The organism is Halorubrum sp. AJ67, assembly GCF_000513435.1.
Genome location: NZ_CBVY010000003.1, coordinates 352,353 through 356,533, shown reverse-complemented (window position 1 = coordinate 356,533; position 4,181 = coordinate 352,353). Strand labels below are relative to the sequence as shown.

Annotated in this window: 4 protein-coding genes; 1 reads left to right on the top strand and 3 read right to left on the bottom strand. The window is 67.9% G+C overall.

All coding sequences use genetic code 11. The features are described from left to right. The 3 genes from BN903_RS05115 to nth all read right to left on the bottom strand — a co-directional run. On the bottom strand, positions 1-708 hold a 708-nt coding region (locus tag BN903_RS05115), incomplete at its 3' end, for a glutamate--cysteine ligase (RefSeq protein ID WP_048076672.1). 508 nt (positions 709-1,216) lie between these two features. Further along, entirely contained in the window at positions 1,217-1,771 is a 555-nt protein-coding gene (locus BN903_RS05110; RefSeq protein WP_048076671.1) for a DoxX family protein, read from the bottom strand. A gap of 177 nt (positions 1,772-1,948) precedes the next feature. Continuing rightward, on the bottom strand, positions 1,949-2,632 hold the full coding sequence (gene nth / locus BN903_RS05105; protein WP_048076670.1) for an endonuclease III: 684 nt from the start codon (positions 2,630-2,632) through the stop codon (positions 1,949-1,951). A gap of 199 nt (positions 2,633-2,831) precedes the next feature. Between nth and BN903_RS05100 the strand changes: the two genes are divergently transcribed. Next, positions 2,832-4,121, top strand: coding sequence for a tRNA pseudouridine(54/55) synthase Pus10 (locus tag BN903_RS05100; protein WP_048076669.1), 1,290 nt, complete (start codon positions 2,832-2,834; stop codon positions 4,119-4,121). Positions 4,122-4,181 lie beyond the last annotated feature (60 nt).

Genomic DNA, 4,181 nt, shown 5'->3' with positions numbered 1-4,181 from the left:
GGTGCCGTGGCCGGTGTGCGGGCGCACGTCGAACCACAGCTCGCCGCGGTCCGCGATGGACTTCGTCTCGACCATCCGACGCTCGTACCGCTGGAACGCGTTGAAGTCGTCGAACGCAGACGGAATTCCGGTGTTCGGGAGGTTCTCGAACACCTTCGCGCGGGCCGAGGCCAGTCCGGTGTCGAACCCGTTCCAGAACGGGGAGTTCGCCGACAGCGCGAGCAGGACGGGACAGTGCCATCGGAGCCGGTTCGCGACCCACACGGCCTTGTCCGCGTCGTCGACGCCGACGTGGACGTGGAGTCCGGCGGTCGTGTTCCGGTGTTGCGGGTACTGGATACGGTCCAGCTGGGCCTGATACCGCGGCTTCCGAACGTGGTCGAGCTCGCGCCACTTCGCGACCGGGTGGAGGCCGGCGGCCGCGATCTGATACCCGTCGGCCGCGGCGTGGTCGACGAGCGCCTCGCGGACCGTCGCGAGCGCCTCCCCGGCGTTCGCCGGGTCCTCGATGGTCTCCGTCTGCGCCTCGATGGTACACTCGAACAGCTCGTGGTCGAACCCCTCCGGCACGGCCGCGGGCGGGTCGCGGCCGTAGACGAGGTCGTCGGTCCCGGAGGTCGGGCGGCCCTCGGCGTCGACGATGTAGAACTCCTCCTCGATGCCGAGCGTCCCCATCCGGGAGAACGCCTCTCGCGAGCCCAATTCCATTACCGCCCCGTACCGGTCGCGCGCTCTTATAAGGAATGGAAGGCGGAAGGTGCGGCGACAGCGACGACTGAAACTATGCGGTGGCGCGTGCCTGCGAGGCCGCATCGCGGCCGAGGAGCGTCGCGCGAGGGAGTCGCTGGCTCCCGGAGCGGAGCGGAGGGTGCCAGCGACGAGGTTGGGGAGGCGTGAGGTGCGGTCGCTGTGCGGGGCGGGACTCGAAGGGGCGGTCGCGAGGCGGTCAGAGGCGACGCAAGGACCGCAACGAAGGAGCGACAGCGACTGAGTGAGGACCACAGCGAGCGTCTGACCGCCTCGCGGCCGGGGCTTCGGTGGTGTTTGTCGCCAATCCGGCAGTAACAGCTTATAACCGAGCGGTCGCAGCGCGGCTCTCCGTCACGAAATCGAGTACGAAAAGTGGATCAGCCACACCGTACTCCGCGTATCGAAAACGAGTCGGCGGCGCGCGACTACGCCCCGGATTCCCTTACACCCGATTCCACGCCCTCGCTCAGCCGAGGACGTAGCGGAGCTTCGGGAACCTCTCGACGAGCGCCTGCCCGCCGACCTCGACGTTCTCGATGTAGGCGTCGAGCCCGAGCACGCGGCCCGCGCCGAACGCCGCGACCGTGAGGAACACGACCGCGTAGACGAGCGTCGAGCCGAACAGCGAGAGGAACTCACCGCTCCAGCCGCCGAGGTAGAACAACATCATCTGTATCGCGCCGCCGAACGCGGCCAGGCGGACGAACGCACCCGTGATGAGCGCGGCACCGATGAGCAGCTGCGTGACCGGCACGAACACGTTGACGAACTCCATCAGCGCGGCGTTCGACGCCATGGCGGCGTAGATCCCGCTGACCGGGCTCGCGGGGTCGACGTTCGCGAGGTAGCCCGCGGCGTCGAACGGCCACTCCGAGACCTTGCCGAGACCGGCAAACAGGATCATCCCGCCGATGGTCGCCCGGAGCAGGACGATGAACAGCGCCGACAGCGAGTGCGCCTTCCCCAGCAGGGTGATACCGCCGATCTCTCCGCCGAACTCGTTCGTGTTTTTGGTGGACATAGTGTCTCTCCTCACTTGCGAATACGGCGGACGGACGTATAAACCGAGAAGCGAGTTCCCTTTCGGCGGGACGGATTTGTCCGGTACCCATCATCCGCGGGATCTTTAAATACTATTGCCGAACATCATCGGCTTCGGACGCCCCTTGCGCCAAACTCTCCCGTCGTCTCGCCCCGCCTACCACGCCTCGCCGCTCGCCAAGTCCACGTCGCCGTCGCCCTTCTCCGAGGGGCAGACGTCGGCGAGCGCGCAGTCCGCACAGTCGGGGTTGATCGCGGTACACGTCGCGCGTCCGTGGTCGATCATGAGGTGCGTGAACTGCTGCCAGTCTCTTTCGGGGACGATGTCCAACAGGTCCTGTTCGATCGCCTCCGGCCGCTCTGCCTCCGTAATTCCGAGCCGCCGCGTGATCCGCTGGACGTGCGTGTCGACGACGATGCCCTCGACGACGTCGTGGCCGTGCTGGAGGACGACGTTCGCCGTCTTGCGCCCGACGCCCATCAGGTCGGTCAGCTCCGACATGGTGTCCGGCACCTCGCCGTCGTGCTTCTCCGCGATGTCCGCGCACGCCGAGCGGATGTACTTCGCCTTGTTGTTGTAGTAGGTGATCGAGTTGATCGCCTCCGCGAGCTCCTCCTGCGATGCGTTCGCGTACTCTTCGGGCGTCTCGTACGTCTCGAATAAGTCGGCGCACACCTTGTTCACGCGCTCGTCGGTACACTGCGCCGAGAGGATCACCGCGATGAGCAGCTCCAGCCGGTTCGAGTAGTTGAGCGAGATGGTCGAGTCGGGGTACTCCTCGTAGAGCCGGTCGACGACCTCGGCGACCTGCTCCTCGCGCGGATCGAGTGGCATTCCCATACGACGTTCTCCGTCCGGGCGACATTGAACGATCCGACTGGCAGTCCGGGCGACATTGAACGATCCGACTGGCAGTCCGGGCGACATTGAACGATCCGACTGGCAGTCCGGGCGACCGGGCGGAGGCGCGCCACCGACCGAGAGTAAGCTCCACCGACCGAGTAGTAAGACAGTTACCACGCGGCCCGCTGGAGGGCGTATGGACGTACTCGACGTCGCGGCGCGCGCGACCGACACCGGCCCGGTGTGCGACGCCTGTCTCGGCCGGCTCGTCGCCGACCGGAGCTTCGGGCTGTCGAACGCCGACCGCGGCTCGGCGCTGCGGGTGTCGCTCGCGCTGCGCGACGACGAGGACCACGAGCCGGTCGAAACGGCGGAGTGTTGGGTCTGTGAGGGGCGCTGTACCGAGTTCGACGAGTGGGCCGAACGCGCAGCCGCGGCGGTCGAGGGCGTCGAGTTCGCCACGTACAACGTCGGCACACGCCCGCCGCCGCTGATCGAGGAGAACGAGGCGCTGCTCCGCGCGGACGCCGGTCTCGACGAGGACGCGGGCGAGCCGTTCAAATCGGAGTTCAACCGCGAGGTCGGCAAGCGGGTCGGCCGGGTCACCGACGCCGAGGTCTCCTTCGACCGCCCGGACGTCCAGTTCACGATCGACCTCGCGGAAGACGAGATCGACGCGAAGGTGAACTCGACGTTCGTCTACGGCCGATATCAGAAGCTGGAGCGCGACATCCCGCAGACGGAGTGGCCCTGCCGAGAGTGTAAGGGGTCTGGACGGCAGGGTGCGGACCCCTGCGACCACTGTGGCGGCTCCGGCTACCTCTACGACGACAGCGTCGAGGAGTACACCGTGCCGGTCGTCGAGGACGTGATGGACGGAACGGAGGCGACGTTCCACGGCGCGGGCCGCGAGGATGTCGACGCGCTCATGCTCGGCACCGGGCGACCGTTCGTGATCGAGATCGAGGAGCCGCGTCGACGGCGGGTCGACACCGACCGCCTCCAGGCCGACATCAACGCGTTTGCCGACGGCGCGGTCGAGGTCGAGGGCCTCCGCCTCGCCACCTACGACATGGTCGAACGCGTGAAGGAACACGACGCCGCCAAGCGCTACCGCGCCGCGGTGACCTTCGACGCCGATGTCGACGCCGACGCGCTCGCGGACGCGATCGAGACGCTGGAGGGGGCGACCGTCGAGCAGTACACCCCGAACCGGGTGGACCACCGGCGCGCGAGCATCACGCGCGAGCGCGACGTGTACGAGGCGACCGCCGAACTGGAAGAGGGCGACCCCCGCCACGCGACCGTCGAGATCCGCGGGGAGGGCGGCCTCTATATCAAGGAGCTGATCTCGGGCGACGAGGGCCGGACGGAGCCGAGCCTCGCGGGCCTGCTCGGCGTCGGTGCCGAGGTGACCGCGCTCGACGTGCTCGCGGTCGAGGGCGAGGACGAACCGTTCGAGCGCGAGGAGTTCTTCCGGGAGTAACGCCCGGAACCTCCCGGCGCAGGGGCGCGGGGGACGGGCGCTCGCTCGGAGCGTGGAACC

Excerpts from the sequence above, each read along its gene's own strand:
- BN903_RS05100 (WP_048076669.1), top strand. The coding sequence starts at position 2,832 with ATGGACGTACTCGACGTCGCGGCGCGCGCGACCGACACCGGCCCGGTG.
- BN903_RS05110 (WP_048076671.1), bottom strand. The coding sequence starts at position 1,771 with ATGTCCACCAAAAACACGAACGAGTTCGGCGGAGAGATCGGCGGTATC.
- nth (WP_048076670.1), bottom strand. The coding sequence starts at position 2,632 with ATGGGAATGCCACTCGATCCGCGCGAGGAGCAGGTCGCCGAGGTCGTC.